Source organism: Acinetobacter johnsonii (genome assembly GCF_048551975.1).
GTDB classification, from domain to species: Bacteria; Pseudomonadota; Gammaproteobacteria; order Pseudomonadales; family Moraxellaceae; genus Acinetobacter; species Acinetobacter johnsonii_A.
In genome coordinates this window covers 1-21,583 of record NZ_JBIMCF010000007.1, presented here as the reverse complement: position 1 = coordinate 21,583, position 21,583 = coordinate 1, and the positions used below count along the sequence as shown (strand labels likewise).

Annotated in this window: 20 protein-coding genes and 1 pseudogene; 17 read left to right on the top strand and 4 right to left on the bottom strand. The window is 42.7% G+C overall.

Annotated elements, in window-relative coordinates; translation table 11 throughout:
- Positions 1–12: 12 nt before the first annotated feature.
- The 11 genes from tnpA to ACG9ZB_RS07615 all read left to right on the top strand — a co-directional run bounded on the left by tnpA (position 13) and on the right by ACG9ZB_RS07615 (position 9,681).
- A complete protein-coding gene (gene tnpA, locus ACG9ZB_RS07665) occupies positions 13–411 on the top strand; it encodes an IS200/IS605 family transposase (RefSeq protein ID WP_419325225.1) in 399 nt (132 codons plus the stop codon).
- A gap of 220 nt (positions 412–631) precedes the next feature.
- Positions 632–787, top strand: a complete 156-nt coding sequence (locus ACG9ZB_RS07660) for a hypothetical protein (RefSeq protein WP_419325224.1) — start codon at positions 632–634, stop codon at positions 785–787.
- Between the two features lie 246 nt (positions 788–1,033).
- Positions 1,034–1,417: an RcnB family protein gene (locus ACG9ZB_RS07655; protein WP_419325223.1), complete on the top strand. Its 384-nt coding sequence runs from the start codon at positions 1,034–1,036 to the stop codon at positions 1,415–1,417.
- A 299-nt stretch (positions 1,418–1,716) separates the two neighbouring features.
- Positions 1,717–2,073, top strand: a complete 357-nt coding sequence (locus tag ACG9ZB_RS07650) for an RcnB family protein (protein ID WP_419325222.1) — start codon at positions 1,717–1,719, stop codon at positions 2,071–2,073.
- Between the two features lie 124 nt (positions 2,074–2,197).
- Positions 2,198–3,550 (top strand): amino-acid N-acetyltransferase, encoded by a 1,353-nt coding sequence (gene argA, locus ACG9ZB_RS07645; protein WP_178929027.1) that lies wholly within the window; start codon positions 2,198–2,200, stop codon positions 3,548–3,550.
- Positions 3,551–3,883: 333 nt separating this feature from the next.
- The gene (locus tag ACG9ZB_RS07640) at positions 3,884–4,843 is read left to right on the top strand and encodes a sulfonate ABC transporter substrate-binding protein (protein ID WP_419325221.1); all 960 of its coding nucleotides are present in this window, start codon (positions 3,884–3,886) and stop codon (positions 4,841–4,843) included.
- A gap of 16 nt (positions 4,844–4,859) precedes the next feature.
- Positions 4,860–5,855 (top strand): aliphatic sulfonate ABC transporter substrate-binding protein, encoded by a 996-nt coding sequence (locus ACG9ZB_RS07635; RefSeq protein WP_419325220.1) that lies wholly within the window; start codon positions 4,860–4,862, stop codon positions 5,853–5,855.
- A 26-nt stretch (positions 5,856–5,881) separates the two neighbouring features.
- Positions 5,882–7,057 carry an FMNH2-dependent alkanesulfonate monooxygenase gene (ssuD, locus tag ACG9ZB_RS07630; protein WP_234954847.1) on the top strand — a complete coding sequence of 392 codons (1,176 nt, stop codon included), beginning with the start codon at positions 5,882–5,884 and terminating at the stop codon, positions 7,055–7,057.
- The gene (gene ssuC, locus ACG9ZB_RS07625) at positions 7,057–7,872 is read left to right on the top strand and encodes an aliphatic sulfonate ABC transporter permease SsuC (protein ID WP_419325219.1); all 816 of its coding nucleotides are present in this window, start codon (positions 7,057–7,059) and stop codon (positions 7,870–7,872) included. Before ssuD ends, ssuC begins: the two co-directional genes overlap by 1 nt.
- A gap of 10 nt (positions 7,873–7,882) precedes the next feature.
- Positions 7,883–8,683, top strand: a complete 801-nt coding sequence (locus tag ACG9ZB_RS07620) for an ABC transporter ATP-binding protein (protein WP_419325218.1) — start codon at positions 7,883–7,885, stop codon at positions 8,681–8,683.
- Between the two features lie 359 nt (positions 8,684–9,042).
- Positions 9,043–9,681: a TetR/AcrR family transcriptional regulator gene (locus ACG9ZB_RS07615; protein ID WP_419325217.1), complete on the top strand. Its 639-nt coding sequence runs from the start codon at positions 9,043–9,045 to the stop codon at positions 9,679–9,681.
- A gap of 60 nt (positions 9,682–9,741) precedes the next feature.
- Here ACG9ZB_RS07615 and ACG9ZB_RS07610 read toward each other — a convergent pair whose 3' ends face one another.
- Both ACG9ZB_RS07610 and ACG9ZB_RS07605 read right to left on the bottom strand, forming a co-directional pair.
- A complete protein-coding gene (locus ACG9ZB_RS07610) occupies positions 9,742–10,302 on the bottom strand; it encodes a 5'-nucleosidase (protein ID WP_419325216.1) in 561 nt (186 codons plus the stop codon).
- A 132-nt stretch (positions 10,303–10,434) separates the two neighbouring features.
- Positions 10,435–11,571, bottom strand: coding sequence for a TDT family transporter (locus ACG9ZB_RS07605; protein ID WP_419325215.1), 1,137 nt, complete (start codon positions 11,569–11,571; stop codon positions 10,435–10,437).
- Between the two features lie 206 nt (positions 11,572–11,777).
- Here ACG9ZB_RS07605 and ribF point away from each other — a divergent pair, with 206 nt between their 5' ends.
- The 6 genes from ribF (at position 11,778) to ACG9ZB_RS07575 (ending at position 18,542) form a co-directional block, all read left to right on the top strand.
- Positions 11,778–12,779 (top strand): bifunctional riboflavin kinase/FAD synthetase, encoded by a 1,002-nt coding sequence (ribF, locus tag ACG9ZB_RS07600; RefSeq protein ID WP_419325214.1) that lies wholly within the window; start codon positions 11,778–11,780, stop codon positions 12,777–12,779.
- A 64-nt stretch (positions 12,780–12,843) separates the two neighbouring features.
- A complete protein-coding gene (ileS, locus tag ACG9ZB_RS07595) occupies positions 12,844–15,687 on the top strand; it encodes an isoleucine--tRNA ligase (protein ID WP_419325213.1) in 2,844 nt (947 codons plus the stop codon).
- Positions 15,680–16,219 (top strand): signal peptidase II, encoded by a 540-nt coding sequence (gene lspA, locus ACG9ZB_RS07590; RefSeq protein WP_419325212.1) that lies wholly within the window; start codon positions 15,680–15,682, stop codon positions 16,217–16,219. Before ileS ends, lspA begins: the two co-directional genes overlap by 8 nt.
- Complete coding sequence (locus tag ACG9ZB_RS07585) at positions 16,212–16,694, top strand: FKBP-type peptidyl-prolyl cis-trans isomerase (RefSeq protein ID WP_004684162.1); 483 nt, start codon at positions 16,212–16,214, stop codon at positions 16,692–16,694. The genes lspA and ACG9ZB_RS07585 overlap by 8 nt, the downstream gene beginning before the upstream one ends.
- A gap of 155 nt (positions 16,695–16,849) precedes the next feature.
- Entirely contained in the window at positions 16,850–17,392 is a 543-nt protein-coding gene (locus ACG9ZB_RS07580; protein ID WP_058868583.1) for an NADPH-dependent FMN reductase, read from the top strand.
- 643 nt (positions 17,393–18,035) lie between these two features.
- The gene (locus tag ACG9ZB_RS07575) at positions 18,036–18,542 is read left to right on the top strand and encodes a hypothetical protein (protein ID WP_419325211.1); all 507 of its coding nucleotides are present in this window, start codon (positions 18,036–18,038) and stop codon (positions 18,540–18,542) included.
- 592 nt (positions 18,543–19,134) lie between these two features.
- On the opposite strand, the pseudogene istB reads toward ACG9ZB_RS07575, so the two are convergent.
- Positions 19,135–19,638: pseudogene (gene istB, locus ACG9ZB_RS07570) on the bottom strand (IS21-like element ISAba8 family helper ATPase IstB); the annotation flags it as partial.
- 133 nt (positions 19,639–19,771) lie between these two features.
- Complete coding sequence (locus ACG9ZB_RS07565; RefSeq protein ID WP_419325210.1) at positions 19,772–20,929, bottom strand: PQQ-dependent sugar dehydrogenase; 1,158 nt, start codon at positions 20,927–20,929, stop codon at positions 19,772–19,774.
- Positions 20,930–21,583 lie beyond the last annotated feature (654 nt).

Here is a 21,583-nt window from a genome sequence, read left to right as displayed (position 1 = left end):
AGTGTAAATATAATGAAATCACATTATCACTGTGTTTATAAGCTCACATATCATTTAGTGTTAGTAACAAAATATCGCAAGAAATGCCTTTCAAATGAAATGCTCAATCGGCTTGAAGAAATCGTAAAAAAGAACTGTGCCGATTGGGAGATTGACTTCCTTGAGTTTAATGGTGAAGCTGACCACATTCATTTATTACTAGAAATGCACCCGAATATCATGCCAAGCAAATTCATTAACAATCTAAAAACAGTGTCAAGCCGACTGATACGCAAAGAATTTGAGGAAGAACTAAAACCGTATTATTGGAAGCCTGTACTTTGGACGAGAGCATACTGTCTACTTACAACAGGCGGGGCTACAATTGATGTAATTCGGGAATATATAAAAAATCAAGAAAGACCTGAATAACGAAAAGTCGTGCTATCCATCTCCATCTAAATCACAGATTATAGATGGAGAATTTCGCACAGTTAGTTAAGCCGAATCAGCCAATTTGAAAACTCAGCTTGGCTAGTTGGATATTTTAAATCGTATTTTTAAATTATTTTAATAAAAATATTCGGTTTTTAAGATCAATATTTCCTATTTATCATTCTGATTGATCAAGAATTGAAAATAAGGATGCAGCATGGCTGATTTGCAACGTAAACATGACAGCATTCGTCATATCCATAATTTACAACTCCCCGAAAGCCTGATTTGTGCTTTAGAGGATGCCAAACAAGCTGAAGCGGTGGTTCATTCAATCCGTTCATTACAACATCTAACGCAGCAGTGGAATTAAATAATGCACTATGCGTTCTTTGACAAAGGGAGATCTGAGCCCTCAAAATGAGTCAAAAATCAGAAGATACAGACTGTTTGCTTTGGACTTTAGCGCAATTGATGATTTAATTCAGGCTTAGAATTGGGCATAATCTTCTTAATATCTCTGCATTTGTTAATAAATACCCAATTCATCTTCACAGTTTCTCTGCATTTTTTTCGTACATTATAGGAAAGAATGAAATTACCTTAATGAGGATTCAACATGAAAAAGATTTTGACAGTATTGGCAATCTCTTTCAGTGCTTTGATGGCAAGCAGTCTCAGTACTGCTGCCCCTCAGTTTGACCACGATCATCCACGCTATGGCAATGAGCCACGCGGACGTGACTTTCGCGAATCAGTTAATGACGATCAGCAAGATCGTCGACGTATGCGCGAAGAGCGCGGTGTCAAACGTTTACAACAGCATAAATGGCAACAAGGTTATGTCATGCCACAGCATTACCGTGGTAACGGTTATAAAGTCGAATATAAAGACCATAATCTTCCAAAGCCAAACAGAAACCAGCAGTGGTACAAAATCAACAATGACTACATCTTAGTCGACGCAGACAGCAACAATATTCTGCGCATTATGGGGCTTTAATCTGCGCTTCATTTTGTACAACTCCTCGACATTATTCTTGAGACCTGAATCAACACCCTTTCACCCGCTTTAGTACGACTGCATACTCCTCTTAAGAGACCACAGTCAGGCACAGCATGGAAGGCGTTGTTTCAGGTTTTTTATCTGCCAAAGCTTTTGTTTGCAAGCATTGCAGAAAAACAACAATCTCCTCAGTCTCTTCATACATTTCACAATTCACCTAAATAGCCCTCACGCTTTCTCTAGAGTTATTCGCTAATTTTGAATGATCGAAACAAGACTCATACTGGACGAAAGCAATGAAAAAAATTCTGACTGCAATCACACTCTCTTTAGGCGCGCTCATGGCCACATCTGCAATGGCAGCACCACAATACTATGACCGCGCGCATGCTCATGACTCGCGCTGGGATCATCGCGATGACCGTCGTTGGGACAATGACAATCGCTACCAAAACAAAGATGTTAACCCAAGCCGTGACTGGCGCTCAGGTCAAACCTTGCCACGAGGCTATGACTCATCGCGTTACCATGTCAGTGACCGCGAAGCACGTCGCCTACCCAACACTGGACGCTACCAACAATGGTATAAGGTCAATGGTGACTATGTTTTAGTCAATGAACGCAATAACCGTATCCTACGTATTATCGGTTAATTCTGGCTGGTGTCGCAAAACCGATCGAACACCTGAACATTGCTTCAGGTGTTTTTCTATTTAAGACTTCCTCTTCTGCATTTTTTGATTAAAATCATGCTAAGCAGTTCATTTTGAGACAGGCATGCACGCAAATTCCATCGAAACACATCACAGTACAACTTTGCAGTATGTGCATTGGTTTCGACATTCTGCGCCTTATATCAATGCTCACCGTAATAAAACCTTTGTGATTATGTTCGATGGTGAAGCCGTTCAGCATGATAACTTTCAACATATTATTCACGACATTGCCTTACTGCATTCACTCGGGATTCGCCTGATCTTGGTGCATGGAGCGCGTCCGCAAATCAACCACAACTTAAAACAAAGCCAACTACAAACGCCATTTCATCAACATCGCCGCGTGACCACGCGAGAATCACTAAGTTGCGTGATGAATGCGGTAGGCTCAATTCGTTTGCAAATTGAAGCCTTACTGTCTATGGGACTGGCCAATTCACCGATGTATGGCGCACGTATTGATGTAGTTTCAGGGAATTTTGTTACAGCCAAGCCCTATGGCATTCGCGATGGGGTCGATTTTCAGTTAACCGGCGAAGTTCGTACGGTCGATACCGATGCCATTCAACGCCATTTGGATAATCACAATATTGTGCTACTCGGGCCAACTGGCTATTCCACCACAGGCGAAGTATTCAATCTGCTGGCTGAAGAAGTGGCGACCCGCACAGCGATTCATCTTAAAGCGGACAAACTGATTTTCTTGGGCAAACAACATGGTCTGCTCAATGAACATGGTCAGTTGCAACGCGAAATTTCGCCACACAAGCTCGATGCACAAATTGAGAAATACCAAGATTCGAATCCAGACATTGCCGTGCATTTACGCGGTGCCAAAAAAGCCTCGACGGATGGCGTCCATCGTGTCCATCTGATTTCCTATGCTTATGATGGTGCCTTGGTTGAGGAGCTCTTCACGCGTGATGGTTCCGGCACCATGATTACCGATGCCCATTATGAAGAAGTCCGTATGGCCAACATTAAAGATGTCGGCGGACTGATTAACCTATTACGCCCACTTGAAGAAGAAGGCATTTTGGTTTATCGCTCACGTGAACGTCTTGAAAACGAAATTGGCCAATTTGCGGTGATTGAACGTGATGGCATGATCTTGGCCTGTGCTGCGCTCTATCCACTGCCAGCGGCAGAGGGTGAAATCCGCAGTGCCGAAATTGCCTGTGTCGCAGTCGATCCTAGCTATCGCAAATCTAATCGTGGCAGCCAAATTTTGCATTATCTCGAAAGCAAAGCCCGCAGTATGGGCATTCAACAGTTGTTTGTACTAACCACACGCACTGCTCATTGGTTCTTAGAACATGGCTTTGAAACGGCCAATGTCGATGAACTTCCCAATGCACGCCAAGCCTTATACAACTATCAACGCAACTCACTCGTCTTTAAAAAGCCACTTTAAGTGGCTTTTGCAGGATTATGGATATCTTTATTTCTCATATCTTTATCTAGAAAACACCGCAAAAATCGCTCAAATCTATATTTAATGAAACACTAAGCTTATTCCAAAAACAAAAATACCTTTTAAATAATAAATATCAATCAGTTAATCTCAATAAATTTTATATTTTATGTTTTTTATATTGCTGTTTTTTGCATAAGTTTTGCACTTTTGTTTTTATATTTTTTTTTCATGTCTAAAGCCCGATTTCTTATTTTTTCTGAAAAGAAATGCCCATTAGCGTATGTGTTCACCAACTGACTCACCTTATATTTATTTGGAGTTATGAAACACATGAGCACTTCTCGAGCACAGTTCTGGATCAAAACAAGCGTTCTTTCTGCAGCAGTCGTGGGTGCCATGATGTTATCTGGATGTGGGAAAAAAGAAGCTGAAACCGTCACACTGAATATTGGCTTTCAAAAATATGGCATTTTGCCCATCGTCAAAGAGCGTGGCACTTTAGAAACGGTGCTTAAAGCACAAAATGTCCAAGTCAAATGGGTCGAGTTTCCTGCAGGTCCACAACTCCTCGAAGGTTTAAATGTCGGCAGTGTGGTCTTTGGTGAAGCAGGTGAAGCGCCTCCGATTTTCGCACAAGCTGCAAATTCGAACTTGGTTTACATTGCCAACCAACCTACTGCACCTAAAGCAGAAGCACTGATCGTACAAAAAGACTCAAAGATTCAGAGCATTCAAGATTTGAAAGGCAAACGGATTGCACTCAACAAAGGTTCAAATGTGCATTACCTGCTACTCAAAGTATTAGAAGCGAATAACCTGAAACTTTCTGATATTGAAGCGGTGTATCTTCCGCCATCAGATGCACGTGCCGCATTTGAACGTGGTGCAGTCGACGCTTGGGTCATTTGGGATCCCTTCTTTGCGGCCGCGGAACATCAAATTTCGGCACGTGTGATTGCTACGGGAGAAAACTTGGTGAGTAATCATCAGTTCTATTTGGCCGATCGTAAATTTGCCGAAACCCATCCAGAAGTTTTAAAAACGGTCGTCAATGAACTCAACACCACCACACAGTGGGTCAAACAAAATCAACAACAGGCAGCCCAATTGCTAGAAAAACCGACGGGCTTGTCTTTAGACATTTTACAAACCTCGATTGGTCGTATGGGCTTTGGCGTTCAACCCATTTCAACCGAAGTCGCAAAAAAACAGCAGTACGTTGCCGATGCTTTCTATCAACAAAAACTCATTCCAAACAAGCTGAATATTGACGCTGCCATTATTAAATAAAAATATAGAGATCATTATGAAAACACTGAAAACAGTTTCCAGTATTGGCATCGTTAGCTTGAGTCTTGGACTCGGGGCATGCCAAAAGCAAGACACAGCAGCACCGAACACGCCAGAAAAACAGGCAACAGCTCCAGTTAAAACCCTGTCAATTGGCTACCAAAAGTCGTCTTTGAACCTATTGGTCGCGCGTGAGCAAAAATTATTTGAGCAGCAATTTCCTCAAGCAAAAATTGAATGGAAAGAGTTCCCCGCTGGCCCACAAATGTTAGAAGCCTTGGCCGTCGGTGCAGTTGATTTTGGCTCTGTGGGCAATACCCCACCGATCTTTGCTCAAGCTGCTGACAAAGAGCTGAGTTATGTCGGCTATGAACAGGTTCCGGCGAATGCTCAAGCGCTGTTGATTGCTAAAAATAGTTCCATTGATTCAGTACAGGCCTTAAAAGGCAAACGGATTGCGGTACAACGCGGTTCAAGCGCACATGAGTTGTTGGCTAAAGTCTTACAAAAAGCAGGACTCAGTTGGCAGGACATTCAACCAATTTGGCTGCCCCCTGCGGATGCACGTGCCGCGTTTGATAAACAATCCATAGATGCATGGGCCATTTGGGAACCCTACCTCAGTGCAGCAGAGCTGGATGCACAGGCCAAAGTCTTGATTGATGGCACGGCATTTCCGCAAACCTATTCTTTTTATATTGGCAACCCCAAGTTCATTCAGACTTATCCTGAGGCCACCGCTCAGTTCATTCACGGGCTGAATCAGGCCGATCAATGGGTGCTAAAAAACCAAGCACAGGCACTTTCGGTCTATACCCAAAGTACAGGTTTACAGCCCTCTATTGCCCAACGCGTCATCGACAAACGTCTGAAGCCTTCACCGATTCAAACCCTGACGCCTAAAGTGGTGCAAGCCCAACAACAAATTGCGGATTTGTTCCAACAAGTCCAGCTCATTCCGAAACACATTCAAGTTCAAAGTACCGTTTGGGTTGCACCGAGCAAACCTTAAACGACTCTATCTAAGGATTTTTTAAAATGAAAATTTTCTGGTTTATCCCAACTCACGGTGACAGTCGCTACTTAGGTACCAGCAAAGGTGCTCGTCAAGTGGACCATGCCTATATGAAACAGATTGCGGTTGCCGTGGATAATTTGGGTTATGAAGGCGTACTGATTCCAACAGGTCGTTCATGTGAAGACCCATGGTTGACCGCAGCCAGCCTGATTGATGCCACAAAAAAATTAAAATTCCTAGTTGCACTGCGTCCAGGCGTGACCACTCCGGCACTGGCTGCACGGATGGCAGCCACCTTTGACCGTCTCTCCAATGGTCGGGTTTTATTGAACTTGGTGACAGGTGGCGATGAAAAAGAACTGCAAGGTGATGGCGTTTATGAAGACCACTCCACTCGCTATAAAACTGCCAATGAATACGTCAAAATTTGGCGTGAGATTTTAACCCGCTCCCATACAGGTGAAAGCTTTACCTTTCACGGCGAGCGTCTAAAGGTAGATGATGCCAAACTTCTATATCCACCGGTGCAACAACCCTACCCTCCACTTTGGTTTGGCGGCTCATCGGATGATGCCATCGAGCTAGCAACTGATCAGGTCGATACTTATCTCACATGGGGCGAACCCCCTGTTGCAGTTAAAGACAAAATTGACACTGTCCGTGCCAAAGCTGAAGCCAAAGGTCGTACGCTCAACTATGGTATTCGTCTGCATGTGATTGTGCGTGAAACCAATGAACAAGCATGGCAAGCGGCGGAAGAGCTCATCCAGTATGTCGATGATGCCACCATTGCTGCGGCACAGGCCAAATTTAAGAGCATGGACTCGGTCGGTCAACGTCGCATGGCTGAACTACACAATGGTGACCGCAGCAAACTTGAAGTGTCCCCAAACCTTTGGGCAGGCGTAGGTCTGGTTCGTGGGGGTGCAGGTACGGCATTGGTCGGTGACCCTGAAACGGTTGCAGCCCGTATTCAAGAATATGCCGACTTGGGCATCAGCACCTTTATTTTCTCAGGCTATCCACATCTTGAAGAGTCGATTCGTTTTGCCGAGTTGGTGTTTCCACTCCTGCCGCTTGAAACTCAAACAAAGTTAGCACAACCAAATTTAACAGGCCCGTTTGGTGAGATTGTGGCAAACAACTACACACCCGATGAAAACAAAAAAACAAAAGTCATTCAGGAGCCTGCCTAATGTCCAAAATCGTTTCAGTGCGAACCCTCCAGCAAGAAAAGGTTTCACGTGGAACTCAGTTAGGGCAGCTATTGCTGCCTTGGCTCTTTCCTATCGGCTTGATTGTGCTTTGGCAAATTGCCTCCAGCACGGGACTTTTAGAAAGTCGGATTTTACCTGCACCAACGGCGGTGGTTAGCGCTTTTTGGCACCTGCTACTGAGTGGGGAACTATGGAAGCATGTGCAAGTCAGTGCAGGCCGTGCCTTACTCGGCCTATTGGTGGGTGGGGGTCTAGGTCTATTTCTGGGTTTGTTAAATGGTTCATCGAAAACGGCGTCAACTCTGCTCGACACCACTCTACAGATGATCCGAAATATTCCTGCACTGGCACTTATTCCGTTGGTGATCTTATGGTTCGGGATTGATGAAACCGCTAAGCTGTTTTTGGTCGCGGTCGGGGTGTTTTTTCCCATTTACATCAACACCTATCACGGCATACGTTCGGTAGATCCACAACTCATTGAAATGGGGAAAAGCTATGGTTTGACCCGTTGGGAACTGTATAAAGAAATTATTTTACCGGGTGCGATGCCTTCTATTTTAGTCGGTCTACGCTTCTCACTGGGTTTGGTATGGGTCCTGCTGATCGTTGCCGAAACCATTTCAGCCCAAGCCGGCATCGGTTATATGACCATGAATGCACGTGAATTTTTACAGACCGACATCGTCTTGGTGGGGATTTTACTGTATGCACTACTTGGAAAATTGGCTGATGTACTGGCCGTCACATTAGAAAAATACCTGCTGCGCTGGCATGCAGGATACCAAAAATAAGGAGTTTGAGATGACTGATTTAAGCCTTGGTCGCCACGCCAATATTCCATCGCCGCCAAATCACAATCAAGACATTAACCCTCAAGCGGTGCTTGGGGCCGAAATTATTATCGAACAACTGCATAAGTTTTATGGTTCAGTTAAAGTCCTTGAAGACTTAGATCTACATATTCAGCCGGGTGAGTTTTTAGCCATTGTTGGACGCAGTGGTTGTGGTAAAAGTACCCTCCTGCGCCTGATTGCCAACTTAGAACAACAAAGCTACGGCGAAATTAAGTTTAAGTCCGCACGACACCTCCGCGAAGGGATTAACGCAGACGATATACGGGTCATGTTCCAAGATCCACGACTGTTACCATGGCGCTCCATTGAACAAAACGTACAACTGGGGTTGCCGAAACAACAACATGCCACTGCCTTGGGTCTGCTAGAAAAAGTCGGACTCAAAGAGAAAGCGGGACTTTGGCCTTCGCAACTCTCTGGGGGACAGCGTCAACGGACCGCTTTGGCACGGGCTTTATCGCATAAACCACGGATTTTATTGCTCGATGAACCTTTGGGAGCACTCGATGCCTTAACCCGCTTAGACATGCAGAATTTGATTGAAAAATTATGGACGGAACAAGGCTTTACCGCCATATTAGTCACCCATGATGTTAGTGAGGCCGTTCAACTGGCCGATCGGATTATTTTGCTAGACCGTGGCCATATTGCCAAAGAGTTTCAAGTCGGTCTACCCCGCCCTCGCGTCAAAGATATGCAGTTCAATACCCTTGAACAGCAGGTGTTAAATGCCGTTTTAGCCACATAAGTTGACTAAAAAATCCTTAGCTTGAGGTGCTAAGGATTTTTTATGCTAAATTTCAGTAAAAAAAGCTAAAGACTTTCATATCACTTAAGCATACTTTAGTTTAAATAATGTAATAAATTTCACGTTATTTTTATCAAAAAATACCACTTCACATTGAATCATTTCATATAGTTTAGACAAAATAGTTTTTATATAATTATATTTTATTGGACAACTTTTAGAATTTATCGCACTTTAAGGGTCAATCTACAGAATAAATGATCATTATTCAAAAAATTAAATTTCCACTTTGTGCACAAATCTGATGATTTGCCGTACAATTTGTCCTTCCCCCTTTTTATTGTTTTTTAAATTAGAGAATGGAACAGAAAAAGAGTACTCAAAAACGCAACCAGCTGCTGAATGCTGCACTAGACGTCTTCTCGCTCTATGGATTTAATGGAGCAAGCTTAGATGAAATCGCACAGATTGCTGAAATGCACAAATCAAATATTTTCTATTACTATGAAAATAAAGAAGCTTTGTACGTTGAAGTTTTAACGACGGTTTTACAAAAATGGTTAGCCCCACTACAAATGTTAGAAGCTGACTTAGAGCCGGAAGAAGCGATCACCAACTACTTATTGCAAAAGATTGAGGTTTCTCGGACTCAACCAAAAGCATCTCGCTTGTTTGCTTTAGAAGTGATCCAAGGGGCGCCGCATATTTTGGAAATCCTCAAAGGGCCTTTAAAGAAGTTGGTCAAACGTAAAGCAAAAGTCATTAGCAATTGGCAAGAGCAAGGTAAAATTTCAACTGAAATAGACCCTGAGCTGTTAATCCTCAACATTTGGGCCTTAACACAAAACTATGCTGACTTTGCCACGCAAATGGAAATGGTGACAGGTAAAACTCTACGTAACCGCAGTATGCAACAACGAGTCATTCAACATACCGTGCATATGATGCTGTATGGGGTGATCCCGCGAACACCGTCTGCATTATTCAAAGCTGAGTAATTTTGGCATACGACCATAGCACTCTATGGTCGCCGAATTGAAAAAGACAGAATCAAAGCCTCAGATACTTTCAAATAATGCTAATAATTTCTGAGCTCCCAATAACAAATTGTCTTCCCAGTCCAAATGCGCAGTGTCGTTGTCACCATCTGAAATATATTTGACCGAAATCAGACGGACACCCTGTTTTTTACAGACCTTTGCCAGCGCATATCCTTCCATATCAACCAAATGACACGGTACTTTGGGTTCACCCGTTTCAAAGCTATCCCCTGTTCCACAGATGCCAGTGCGGAGGTGTTGGAAAAAAGGTTCTAAATGAATTTCCGCAGGATGCTTGGTGTCAAATGGGGTAAAACCGACAGCGAAACCGAGTGGAGAGACATCCATGTCTCGTTGTACGAATTGAGAGACTTCGACCAATTCGTGCTTATCAAAATACGTACTGCCTGCTCTACCTAAATTAATCAGGATTTTACAGCCTGTTTTTTGAATCACTTCAAATGCTTTATAGGCCGCGTTGACTTTACCAATACCGCTGTAATGGACTTCAATCCCTGCTTGCTCAAACAATCCTTTAGACTCATTCGGCAAAGCCATGATTAGTGCAACATCCGACATAAAATACTCAAATAACAGACTTCATTCGTGCCATTAGAAAACAAATCGATCCGAAAGAAAAGCGCCTCTGGTCTCTGCTACACCAAAGTGTATAAGACCAGATGACGCTTTGAACTGAAAGGATTGTAGAGCTCATTTATACTGCTGTTCTAAATAGGTTTTTAAGCAGGGTGAAAAGAATAAATGACCTTGATAAAAACCCTGTGCCGTCTTGGTTGCGACCAAACTCCATAACAACATCAGGATGGCTGCAAAAGCATAACCAACAGCATAAAGGAAGGCCAAATTGAGTTGTTGGGCTAGAGTTAAGATCGCCAGTGTATATACGCCCAATGGGAAAGTCAGTCCCCACCAGCCCAGATTAAACGGCAAGTCCTGTTTGGCATGGTGCAAAGTCGTCAGTACCGCAATCCCTAACCACCACAGTCCAAAACCCAGCAGGATTAAACTGGCTAAAATCCCTGCCTGATGAAATAACTGACCCAGTTGTGCTAAGCCCAAATTCGCCATCAGCATCAGTGCCTGATGCCCCAAAACCAATAATGCCAAAGCAGCAGTGCCTATCGGTCCCAAAGCCAACCAACTGCTGACCGCCAACTCTTTTTCAGGCAATTTATGTAAGACCAAACGCAACATTAAAATCGTTAAAATTGCAAAGGCGGGTAATACTGAAACACCCCACAACACATAACTACCCAATAAAATCGTAACGGCGTGAGTATCTTCTGCCAAATGCCCCAGCAATAAACCACCACTGCTGGCTGCAACTTCACAGGCCACGATCGGCAATAACCACACCGCGGTCATCTGCTGTAAAGCATGCTCCTGATGTCGATACATGGCAAAAGGAACTGCCCACGCCACCAAGAGCGCCAAGACCACATCGGCATACCAGAGCGTTTGAGCAATCTGTACAGCTGTGTCGCCGTAAATAGGCTGACCATACTTTAAAAAGCCATTGAGGATGGTGGCCAGCGCCATCGGGATCGTCCCTAAAAATAGACTCATGCTTGGATGTTGAAAAATCTGTTTGGCTTCGTGCGGATAAAATGCCCAACGTAAGCCATATAGCACACTAAAAAGTACGAACAGTAAAATATTCAAATACCACAGCCCTGTGCCGAGTTGCCATGTGAATGCCTTTAACATCGGAAACTCTGATACAATTAATGCCACAACACCTGTTCCCATACTGACAGTGAACCAGTTGGGGGTGAATTGACGGATCAGATTTTGCCGCTGTCCAAGTTGTGTAAATGGTTTTTGCATGAGTCCGACCTCATTTAAAATCTACATTTATACTAATTAAATTTATAAATAAGAAAAATTGATTAATTTATATTAAATAAATCAATAAAACTAATATAAGTATACTTTGCACTAAATTTTGCGTTGTCAAAAAACAACCACAAGACGAATGCCCAAGAATATGGCAATATATAAGCCGTTCTTAATTCCAAGCACTTGATTTGCCCATGAAGCTGCTCCGTCTAAATGCTTTGCCTTCACATACCCAATTAGAAAAAACTGCTGTCACTATCGGTAATTTTGACGGGGTGCATTTGGGTCATCAAGCCATGATTCATCAGCTCAAAGCCGTTGCAAAACAACAAAATCTAAAAACAGTGGTGATGATTTTTGAGCCTCAACCACTTGAATTTTTTAAAGGTTATGATGCTCCACCGCGTATTTCATCATTGCGTGAAAAAGTCGAATATTTAACTGAGCTGGGTGTGGACTATATTGCGGTCGCGAAATTTGACAACAGCTTCCGCAGTTTAAGTGCAGAACAATTTGCCGATATTTTAAAAGAAAAACTCAATGCCCAAAGTTTGGTTTTAGGCGATGACTTTCACTTTGGTAAAAACCGCCAAGGCAACAGCGAATTTCTCAAAAACTATGGTTTTCAAGTCCACAATCTAGAAACCATCCTCGCAGAAGGTGAACGCGTCAGTTCAACTCGGATTCGCCAAACACTGGCCGCAGGGGACTTGGCGCTGGCTGCTCAGTTATTAGGGCGCCCTTATAGCATTACGGGTCGGGTACAATATGGCGACCAAATTGGCCGAACCCTTGATTTTCCAACCATTAATGTACGTTTAAACCGACATAAACCCTGTTTAAACGGCATTTATGGTGTAGATGTGATGTGTGAAACCACGTCTTTACGCGACAAAGTGAAAGCAGACCACCCTGATCGATTAGGGGTTGCAGGATATGACCATTCAGCGCTTTTTGGTGCGGGTCATGTCGGAACACGTCCAGCCATTAAACAAGCACAGCCAGAATGGCGATTAGAAGTACATTTCCCTGATGTTTCTGCTAATCTGTATGGCTTGTTAATGCGGGTCACTTTCTTGAACTACTTACATGGTGAAAAGAACTACCCTTCGCTGGAAGCACTAAAAGCGGGAATTGATGATGATGTGGTGAAACTGCTTGAGTTCCGCCAAAACACCCCCACATTTCCCTTTTAAATACCAATCAATTTTATGTAAAACGCGTCAGCCGAGCCGCTGATTAAATTGGAAGACATCTTGCATGAGCGATAAGCAAACTACTGAAAATGCAGTGGATTATAAAGCCACACTCAACCTCCCAGGTACCGAATTTGCCATGAAAGCAAACCTTGCGGTACGTGAAGCAAAATGGTTAGAAGAGTGGTATGCCGACAACATTTATCAGCAGATTCGCGCGTCGCGTATTGGCAAGAAAAAATATGTCCTGCATGACGGCCCTCCTTATGCAAATGGCCAAATTCACTTGGGTCATGCGGTCAATAAAGTTTTAAAAGATATCATTATTAAAAGTCGTATTCTCGACGGCTTCGATGCCCCTTATGTACCAGGTTGGGACTGTCACGGCCTTCCGATTGAACTGAAAGTAGAAGAGAAAGTCGGTAAAGTGGGCGTGAAGGTGGATGCCTCTACTTTCCGTAAAGCCTGCCGTGAATATGCTTACACCCAAGTTGAACTGCAAAAGAAAGACTTTGTGCGTATGGGTGTGTTTGGTGATTGGGATAACCCTTACCTGACCATGAACTTTAAGCAGGAAGCGGACATTGTGCGCTCTGTTGGCGCGATTGCAAAAGCAGGCCATATCGAACCAGGCCTTAAACCAGTGAATTGGTGTTTAGACTGTAGTTCAGCTTTGGCTGAAGCCGAAGTGGAATATGAAGATAAAAAATCTGACGCGATTGACGTTGGCTTTACGGTTGTCGACTTAAAAGACTTAAGCGCACGTTTAAATCTCAACGTAGACGCTGCAACAGATATCGTAATTTGGACCACCACGCCTTGGACTTTGCCTGCAAACCAAGCGGTTGCCGTTCATGCTGAAATTGACTATCAACTAGTTCAAGTTAGCACCGACCGTGGCGTGCAAAACTTTATTTTAGCTAAAGACTTAGTTGAGTCGGCAGTTGAGCGTTATAAGCTTGAAAACCCTGTGGTTCTCGCTGATTTTAACGGCTCAGCAATCGAAAACCTATTATTACAACACCCGTTACTGACCGATCGCCAAGTGCCTGTGATTTTAGGTGAACATGTCATTGCAACCAGCGGTACAGGGGCGGTACATACGGCACCTGGCCATGGTGTAGACGACTATAAAGTTGGCTTACAGTACAACTTAAAAGTTGAAAACCCAGTGGGTGGTAATGGTGTGTATTTACCAACTTCACCGATTTTTGCAGGCGAGCACATCTACAAAGCCAATCCAAAAATCATTGAAGCTTTGGATGCAGTTGGTCGCTTATGGGCACATCAACCGATCAAACATAGCTACCCACACTGCTGGCGCCATAAAACACCGATTATCTTCCGTGCGACCCCACAGTGGTTTATCAGCATGGATGCACAAGGTCTTCGTCAAAACGCTTTAAATGCGATCGAAAACGGGATTAGCTTTGTGCCGGATTGGGGTAAAAACCGTATTCAAGCCATGATCGAAGGTCGTCCAGACTGGTGTATCTCACGTCAACGTACGTGGGGTGTGCCAATCCCATTCTTCGTGCATAAAGACACCAACGAACTCCATCCGCGCACAGCCGAGTTGATCGAAGAAGTCGCGAAATTGATCGAACAAGAAGGGATTGACGCTTGGTATAACCGTGAAGCGAAAGACTTTATCGGGGATGAAGCGGAACAGTACAACTGTGTGCGTGACACTTTAGACGTGTGGTTCGACTCAGGCACAACGCACTATGCCGTGTTGCGTGAACGCGAAGAACTCACCGATCCTGCTGATTTATACCTTGAAGGTTCAGACCAACACCGTGGTTGGTTCCAGTCTTCATTGCTCACCTCGATTGCGATCAATGAACGTGCGCCGTACAAAGGCTTACTGACTCATGGCTTCGTGGTGGATGAAAAAGGCCGTAAGATGTCAAAATCTTTGGGCAACATCATCACCCCACAAGACATCATTAAAGACATGGGTGCAGACGGCTTACGTTTCTGGATTGCATCAGCCGATTACCGTTATGAAATGACTGCTGGTAAAGAAATCTTTAACCGTGCATCAGATGGCTACCGCCGTATTCGTAATACCTTGCGTTTCTTATTGGCGAACTTGAATGGTTTCAAACCATCGACGGATGCACTGCCTGTAGATCAATTGATCGCACTTGATCAATACATCTTGCAACGTGCAGCAGATGTACAGAAAACCATTCAGCAAGCCTATGAAGATATGAACTTCCATATCGTGACCAATACGCTGACCAACTTCTGTATCAACGACTTGGGTGGTTTCTACCTCGACATCATCAAAGACCGTCAGTACACCACCAAAGCCGATTCACAAGCGCGCCATTCAGCTCAAACTGCGCTGTATCATTTGGTTCAAGCCTTTGTACGTTGGATGTCACCAATTTTGAGCTTTACCGCTCAAGAAGCATGGCCTCTTATTCCAGAGCAAACTGAGAAATACGTGTTCACTGCGGAATGGTATGACATTCCTGTGGCTTCAAAAGCAAACTTGTTGTCTGAAGCCGATTGGCAAACGCTGATTGCGGTGAAGTCTGCGGTGAACAAGTTCATCGAAACTGCGCGTACCGCGAAAATCGTGGGTTCAAATCTCTCAGCCAAAGTTGAACTGTGGGCAGATGCAGAACTCAAAGACGTACTGGATCGTTTAGATGATGAACTTCGCTTTGTTATGATCACTTCACAAGTCTTGGTCAATGCATTCGATGCAACTCAAGGTGAAGCCTCTGATCTGGCAGGTCTGAATGTGCAAGTCTCGGCGGCTGATGGTGAAAAATGTGTACGCTGCTGGCATGTTCTGCCAGATGTGAATACACATGTTACACATCCAGGTCTATGTGGTCGTTGTATTATCAACCTTCCTACAGGCCAAGGCGAAGAGAGAAAGTATGCCTAACCCACAACATAAAAAGGGCTTATTCCAATTCTATCCGCACAATTTGGTGTGGGTAGGTTTGGCGATTCTAGCGATTATCTTAGATCAATGGACCAAATGGATTGCCAGTACCCATCTGAATTATGCAGATCCAGTACCAGTCCTGCCCTTTTTAAATTGGACTTTATTGCATAACTATGGCGCAGCCTTTAGTTTCTTGTCCGATGCGGGCGGCTGGCAACGCTATTTCTTTACCTCCCTTGCAGGTATTGTGTCTGTCATTTTTCTGTTTTGGCTGATGCGTATGCCCAAAACCGTGAAAGTGCTGCCCATCGCGATTGCCCTTATTTTAGGTGGTGCTATAGGGAATTTAATTGACCGTGTAACATTAGGCTATGTGGTTGATTTTATTCATTTATATTATCAAAACAGCCACTTTCCTGCGTTTAATATTGCAGATAGTGCGATTACACTAGGAACGATCCTTTTGTTGATCGATACCTTTTTTCTCGAAAAAAACCGTATCCAACGTGCCGAAGTAAACCATGACTGATTTTATTAATCCCAATGAAGAAACTCGCGTAAGCGAAGGTTCAAAAGTAGAGTTACATTTTTCTGTGTGCATTGAAAATGGCGTAGAAATTGATAACACACGTAGCCGTGAAGAGCCTGTAAGCCTTGTAATGGGTGATGGCAGCTTACTGCCTGGTTTTGAAAAAGCACTGTTTGGTTTACGTGCTGGCGACCGTCGTACAGTGAGCCTACCACCAGAAGATGCTTTTGGCCCGTGGAATCCTGAAAACGTACAACAGTTTGATACGGTCAAATTTGAACAGCGTCCTATTGAAGGGCACATGATCGAGTTTGAAGACAAAGCCAAACAAAGTCTTTATGGTGTGGTTAAAACTGTAGGTGATGACATCACCGAAGTCGACTTTAACCATCCATTGGCAGGTAAAGATATTACCTTTGAAGTTGAAATCTTCAAAGTGACGCCTGCAGGCCAACAAGGCATTAAAATTATGTAAAAACACAGATCGACTGTCTGTGTGTCAGCTAAAGCTCCTTCGGGGGCTTTTTTAATGCCTCAAACATTTGTCGATCGGATACATATTCAATCTATGCAAAGCCTAATTTTCATACTACCGTAGCGTAATCACATTTATTTTCCAAAGGATTTTTGATGAAAATTCAGGTCATTATAGGCAGTGTGCGCGAAGGTCGGACAGCCATTAAAGTTGCACGTTGGGTACAAAAAAGCTTTGAAAAACTTGGGCTCAATACGGTCCAACTCGAATTGGTCGACTTAAAAGAGTGGGATTTACCGATTTTTTCAGGTGCAAATCCCCCAATGACAGGGATTTATGATCAACCCAAACAACAAGCATGGGCTGACCACATTGCCCAAGGTGATGCCTTTATTTTCATTAGCCCCGAATACAATCATGGTTATAGCCCTGCACTTAAAAATGCCTTGGATTACTTAGGCAAAGAATGGCAAGGTAAACCTGCGGCCTATATCAGTTATGGTGGTACCAATGGCTCACGCTCCATCGACCAAATTCGCCAAGTCGGTACTCAGCTCGGTCTGGTCGATACCAATGCGGTGGTTGAAATTCGAGATATTTTTTCTCGCAATAAAACCGAAGACTTTGAACCAAATCCTTTTGATGAGAAGAATCTAAAAGCAGGAATTGATAAACTCATTAAATATGTCAGCGCATAAGCATGAGATTTTTCTGTACGCTATTGCTTACATTAACTTAAGTATTTGTCGGCTTTTCAATAATAAACATCAACGCTATAGTTAAACCATACAGAGACAGGATGTCTCAGATGAAAAACAAAAATAACAACATACACAGTAGGATGCTGATCGGTAGGACAGGAGTTATACCGCTTGAAAGAATTTAAAAAGCCCTCGACAGGATGTCGAGGGCTTTTTAATTGTAGTGATTATTAGCTCAATATTTCTCTAAAAGCCCAAATCACGATCAGATATTAACGAACCTCTTATATGCTTCAATACTTTAGAAGAAGCTCGTGAATACAAACTAAATTGGTCTACTTGGATGTCTATCTCAATTAAAAATTCATAAAATAATCATATAAAACAAATATAAATGCATGTGAAATTTAAAAAATGATCACTTGCGTCCAACGTACATATTTAAGCGCTAGTCCATAAAGTAAATCCATCAAATATTAAGGCTTTCAACATTTGTCGGTATGTTCTTCTGTACAACGAAATATTACATCTGGCACTCTCACTACACCTTATACTCTCGCCCACTGAACATTTGCCGCTTTAGCCAAAATGCTTCAGTCCAATACAATAAATTAAAAAAACAAAAATAGAGACCATTCACATGCAACTAAACACCATACTTTTAAATGATTATTGCAAAATTTATGTCGCTGCCTCCGAATATGAATATACAGATGTAGATGCTCTAGTCGCCTATGTTAGAGTCTATCGCACAGAACTTATGCAAGAGTTGCATCAGTACGGCATCTTATTATTTCGTGGCTTTAAATTACAACGTCACTATGAATTTCATGAGTTGATCGAACATCATTTTCAGCTTGAACCTTGGCATACATTTGCGCATAAAAAATCAGGTTGGTTTGCCTGTTTCATGCGTAAATATAGCGAGAATCGTACAGGTGATGATAGACCTTACCTCAACTGCAATACGGTAGAATTAGGCTCTATTGAAAACTCAATTCAAGGTCCACATGTCGAAGGTTACCTACATTCGACCCGCTCACGTAATATTGCCTTGTTTTGCCAAGAACCTGCGGACTACTTACTCGAAACAGGGTTTAATAACCTCGAAAAAATTTGGACCCATTTTCCAGTCAGCGTACAATAAAAATACTTAGGCGCATGGAATCATTTTTCTTATATTTCAACACGTAAAGTCAATCTATTTGATCGCTTGCTATTAAACAAAAAGCCCTTTCATTTCAACAAACAACCAAATAAAGAAAGCAAACTGACCTTAAAACGCTCACCTTTCGTTGTCATACAGCCGAACACGCAAAAGTTGATGATCTAGCCGTGGGCTTTTGCAAACAATACCAACGCTTTTGCCCACCAAGCTGCACAAAAAAGCTTTAAGAAGTGAGGAAAGCTTCAACTAGACCCCACGGCTAATTGCATACAGCTGTCATGGGAACTTTTCACCCATGAAGGTGAAAAAATTGAATGGACCGATCAGGAAAAACAACACTTCTTTAAAGCCTTATATCACGATGCACTCTTGCTCCAATGGCAAAAAGGGGATGTCGCCTTGATCGATAATATTAAAATTGACCATTGGCGGATGAATGGCAAACAATGATAACGAAAACTGATGCAGATCCAAGCCAATGTCTTCAATGCCGATTCTGTCAACGGCATTCTAAAATTGCCCCCTTTTACCTTACAAATGGCAAAGTAAAATTGACCCCTTTGATCTCGTATTAAGTTTCAACCTGGGGCTGAATCCCTATTCTTTTTTTATCCTTCAAACGATAACTCTCACCCGATATTTGTACCACATGACAGTGATGCAATAACCGATCTAACATCGCAGCGGTCAACGTGACATCATCTGCAAAGGATTTGGACCACTGGCTAAAGGGTAAGTTACTCGTCAATATCGTACTGCCTTTTTCATAACGCTTGGCAATCACATTAAAGAACAGATTCGCTTCTTCACGTCCAAACGGTAAATAACCAATTTCATCCATAATCAGTAACTTTGGTCCCAGTACCGCACGTTGCATATAGGTTTTCAGTTTACCTTGCTGATAGGCTGTACTCAGTTGCAGCATTAAATCCGCTGCGGTAATGAACTTGATCTTAATGTTGTTCATGATGGCCTTATAGCCTAATGCCATAGATAAATGCGTTTTTCCTACTCCGCTAGCCCCCAGAAACACCACATTTTCTGCTCTAGCAATAAAGCTCAGATTGAACAGTTCAAAATGACCGCTATATTAACCAAGGGGGTCAGTTTTTAAATGCCATTAGGGGGTCATTTTTACACTGCCGCTAACACCGATCAACATGCTGCGCTTTAAGACCATCTTTCTTAGCAACACTCTGTTCGGGTGATTAATGTGAAAGTAGCTGAATTAAATCAGCATGTTTCCCATCCTCAATCACCCAAATACTGCCATCTTTCGCTTGTTGTAAACCACGGATACGTTCTTTCATATCTATCCGTTGGATTTCTTTTACTGGCTGTGCTGTGGTGTCTACAATAATTAATGCTTCAGATGAAAGCCCGCCAATGATGGCTTTATCCTGCCACTTTGGAAACCTCTGTCCCGTATAAAAAATCAAACTCGATGGAGAAATCACAGGGGTCCAATCTAATGTCGGCGCTTCAAACTCAGGCCGCGTGGCGTGGTCAGGGATATTCAAACCACTATAATGATCACCATTCGAAACGATTGGATAACCATAGTTTTTAGCCTTTTGAATTAAATTGAGTTCATCCCCACCTTTAGGGCCCATCTCAACCACCCAAAGTTGTTTTTTGGCATCCAAAGCCATTCCTAAAGGATTACGATGCCCCAAACTCCATATTTGTTTTGCGATATCCCCCTGCGCCTGAAATGGATTATCTAAGGCAACCGAACCATCATCATTCAAACGAATCATTTTTCCAAGGTTCGATGTTAAATCTTGTGCAGGATCAAACTTTTGCCGTTCTCCCGAACTAATCCATAATTTACCTGCGCTATCAAATAATATTCGATGTGCATAATGTCCCTGCCCGCGCACCTTGGGTACTTGTTTCCATATCGTTTTAAGGTTATCTAATTTTGGCTGTGTCTGATCTAAATTCAAATCAGCACGAATCACAACCGCACCATAACCATCTTGCCCTGCTTCTGCATAGCTAAGATAAATTTGATGATTTTGTGCAAACTCAGGATGTAAAACAATATCACCTAATCCGCCCTGACCACCATAAGCCACTTTAGGTATATTCCTAATGAGAGTCTTTGTCTGATCTATAGGATTAAATAAAATCAACTGTCCTGATCTTTCAGTAATTAATAATCGCCCATCAGGCAATACCGCTAATGCCCATGGCTCATTAAATTCAGCAATACGCTTTAGCTGTATAGATGTGCCTAAAGAAGCAAAACTGTCCTGTTGTTCATGTGCTGCTGACTCCGCTGGTCTTTGTGCGTGACATGCCATTAATCCAAAAAATGCACTCACTGTCATCAACAAACAAAAAGCTTTTTTTCTCAACATTGCCTTCCCCATTAAATGCACGATCACCATTGATTGTAGAGAAATCATAAGTACAAGGTTATCCGCTTTGGTAACAAGATGAATCTGTGTAAGTCAAAGCTTACAAATACTGAGGAAAGCGACCACTAGCCTTAAAACAGTTTACCAAATATATTAAACAAATCAGGAAACAGGACGTTTCCCAAACTTAAAACAACAATAATCAGGATGTGAGATATGACAGGAGTTATATCTAAGCACTGAAATACAAAGAAACCTCGACAGGATGTCGGGGTTTCTTTTTTATTGAACATATTAGAACCTGTTTTGACATATTTTGTATAATCACGAGTTAAATATAGTCATTCTTTTGTCCAATGAATATTGATGGAATAGCTATTCGAATTACTCAAAATATATTCGCAGACTTAGTTATGATCTCTTTTAGTGAGTGATAAATAATCAAATTTAAGTGAAAAACGAAGCCTATTAAATTTTAAAAACCATTTTTTAGCCAATCTTTTTATTTTCTAAAATTTTTCAGCATTCCTTGCATAAAAAAATCCCCCTCAGCGATTAGCGGAGGGGGATTTAGAATTAATGAGCTGGCGATGACTTACTCTCACATGGATAACTCCACACTACCATCAGCGCTAAGAGGTTTCACTTCTGAGT

Excerpts from the sequence above, each read along its gene's own strand:
- tnpA (WP_419325225.1), top strand. The coding sequence starts at position 13 with ATGAAATCACATTATCACTGTGTTTATAAGCTCACATATCATTTAGTG.
- ACG9ZB_RS07660 (WP_419325224.1), top strand. The coding sequence starts at position 632 with ATGGCTGATTTGCAACGTAAACATGACAGCATTCGTCATATCCATAAT.
- ACG9ZB_RS07655 (WP_419325223.1), top strand. The coding sequence starts at position 1,034 with ATGAAAAAGATTTTGACAGTATTGGCAATCTCTTTCAGTGCTTTGATG.
- ACG9ZB_RS07650 (WP_419325222.1), top strand. The coding sequence starts at position 1,717 with ATGAAAAAAATTCTGACTGCAATCACACTCTCTTTAGGCGCGCTCATG.
- argA (WP_178929027.1), top strand. The coding sequence starts at position 2,198 with ATGCACGCAAATTCCATCGAAACACATCACAGTACAACTTTGCAGTAT.
- ACG9ZB_RS07640 (WP_419325221.1), top strand. The coding sequence starts at position 3,884 with ATGAGCACTTCTCGAGCACAGTTCTGGATCAAAACAAGCGTTCTTTCT.
- ACG9ZB_RS07635 (WP_419325220.1), top strand. The coding sequence starts at position 4,860 with ATGAAAACACTGAAAACAGTTTCCAGTATTGGCATCGTTAGCTTGAGT.
- ssuD (WP_234954847.1), top strand. The coding sequence starts at position 5,882 with ATGAAAATTTTCTGGTTTATCCCAACTCACGGTGACAGTCGCTACTTA.
- ssuC (WP_419325219.1), top strand. The coding sequence starts at position 7,057 with ATGTCCAAAATCGTTTCAGTGCGAACCCTCCAGCAAGAAAAGGTTTCA.
- ACG9ZB_RS07620 (WP_419325218.1), top strand. The coding sequence starts at position 7,883 with ATGACTGATTTAAGCCTTGGTCGCCACGCCAATATTCCATCGCCGCCA.
- ACG9ZB_RS07615 (WP_419325217.1), top strand. The coding sequence starts at position 9,043 with ATGGAACAGAAAAAGAGTACTCAAAAACGCAACCAGCTGCTGAATGCT.
- ACG9ZB_RS07610 (WP_419325216.1), bottom strand. The coding sequence starts at position 10,302 with ATGTCGGATGTTGCACTAATCATGGCTTTGCCGAATGAGTCTAAAGGA.
- ACG9ZB_RS07605 (WP_419325215.1), bottom strand. The coding sequence starts at position 11,571 with ATGCAAAAACCATTTACACAACTTGGACAGCGGCAAAATCTGATCCGT.
- ribF (WP_419325214.1), top strand. The coding sequence starts at position 11,778 with ATGAAGCTGCTCCGTCTAAATGCTTTGCCTTCACATACCCAATTAGAA.
- ileS (WP_419325213.1), top strand. The coding sequence starts at position 12,844 with ATGAGCGATAAGCAAACTACTGAAAATGCAGTGGATTATAAAGCCACA.
- lspA (WP_419325212.1), top strand. The coding sequence starts at position 15,680 with ATGCCTAACCCACAACATAAAAAGGGCTTATTCCAATTCTATCCGCAC.
- ACG9ZB_RS07585 (WP_004684162.1), top strand. The coding sequence starts at position 16,212 with ATGACTGATTTTATTAATCCCAATGAAGAAACTCGCGTAAGCGAAGGT.
- ACG9ZB_RS07580 (WP_058868583.1), top strand. The coding sequence starts at position 16,850 with ATGAAAATTCAGGTCATTATAGGCAGTGTGCGCGAAGGTCGGACAGCC.
- ACG9ZB_RS07575 (WP_419325211.1), top strand. The coding sequence starts at position 18,036 with ATGCAACTAAACACCATACTTTTAAATGATTATTGCAAAATTTATGTC.
- ACG9ZB_RS07565 (WP_419325210.1), bottom strand. The coding sequence starts at position 20,929 with ATGTTGAGAAAAAAAGCTTTTTGTTTGTTGATGACAGTGAGTGCATTT.